The 1554-nt window shown below is 32.2% G+C and carries 1 protein-coding gene; it reads left to right on the forward strand.

Going from position 1 to position 1554, the window contains the following annotated elements; genetic code table 11:
* Positions 1-178 precede the first annotated feature (178 nt).
* On the forward strand, positions 179-1534 hold the full coding sequence (locus AC27G3_RS18065) for a Fic family protein (protein WP_487124012.1): 1356 nt from the start codon (positions 179-181) through the stop codon (positions 1532-1534).
* Positions 1535-1554 lie beyond the last annotated feature (20 nt).

Genomic DNA, 1554 nt, shown 5'->3' on the forward strand with positions numbered 1-1554 from the left:
TCACAAAAAACAGTTGGCTTTTGCTCCTTCGTCGCTATTTTAGCCAACAATTTTTAGCCTCTTAGTGAGGCGTTATATTTTTATCCACTCCTGTATAAAACTCAAAATTCTATATTTAAGTTGAAGTGTTTTAATGTTATTGTAAACTCAAATTATTAAATTTAATTTTTGGTGACTTATGGCTAGAATTAGGGTGCCAACCCCCTTTAAAAAATTGATGGATGAAGTATCTCCTCAGGAGTTTGTACCATTCTTATCTAAATATAAAGCGATTGATCCCCAAGGAAATTATCTACATTGGGACAAGTTTAAGTGGAAAGTTGCAAAAGGGGATAGTGAAGATGCCGCTTGGGTTGCAACAAAACTATCAAGAAAAACTATAACTAAATATATTCCGAAATTGACAGGGAAAAATGAAGGTGAAATATTCAGTTATTGCGTACCTGATTCTTTATTTTCTCAATTACATTATATAGATAAATTGACAGGTGGTGGTCACTCTATAGGAGATGGCTCATTTATCACTGCTAGAGAGAAGGATCGTTATTTAGTTAAAAACTTAATGATGGAAGAAGCCATTACTTCTTCTCAATTAGAAGGCGCTTCTACTACAAGAAAAGTTGCTAAAGATATGCTGGAAAATAATAGAAAACCAGCAGATAAGTCAGAGCAAATGATATTTAACAATTTTCTTTTAATGAAAAAGGTTGTTGAAAGAAAAGATGAAGATTTATCTATTGGACTAATGCTTGAATTACATGCAATAGCAACATTTGAAGCAATAGATAACGATGCGGTTTCTGGTGAATTAAGAGAAGATAATGAGATTACGGTAAGGAATAATTATAATGAAATTGCTCACGAACCACCATGCCATGAAACACTTAAAGAAAGATTAACTGATTTATGTGATTTTGCTAATGAATGTAGTGATGGTCAAAACTCCGATAGTTTTATTCACCCATTAATTAAAGCAATCATATTACATTTCATGATTGGTTATATTCACCCATTTGGAGATGGTAATGGAAGAACAGCGAGGGCTATATTTTATTGGTTCATGCTAAGAAGCGGTTATTGGTTATTCGAATATGTATCTATAAGTAAACTTATTCAAGAAAAAAGAAGTGATTATGATACAGCATACGTATATACCGAAAGTGATGAGTTAGATTTAACATATTTTATTTATCACCAAGCTGATATCGTGACAAAGGCGGTTGATGCTTTGCAAAATCATATAGAAAGTAAAAAGAGTGAATTTTATCAATTTATGGAATGGATTGAAAAAAGCCCTTTATCTAAAAAGCTTAAAAGAGCTCAATTGGAACTTTTAAAAGATGCAATCAAAGAGCCAGGTAAAATATTTACCTCGAAACAAGTTTCTGCGGACTTTGATATTAATGAAGGCACTGCTCGTACATACTTAAATGGCTTGGTTGAAGAAGACTTACTTATGTCTACAAGAAGTAAAAAAGGTAAGATGATCTTATATCTAGCTCCACAAGGGCTTAGGGATAAATTAAAAATATAACAAGTTGCTTAAACGGAAAA

It is taken from the genome of Colwellia sp. SU-HH01217, from assembly GCF_057543495.1.

What these genes read in the sequence shown, in the direction of transcription:
- AC27G3_RS18065 (WP_487124012.1), top strand. Translation starts at nt 179, where the DNA reads ATGGCTAGAATTAGGGTGCCAACCCCCTTTAAAAAATTGATGGATGAA.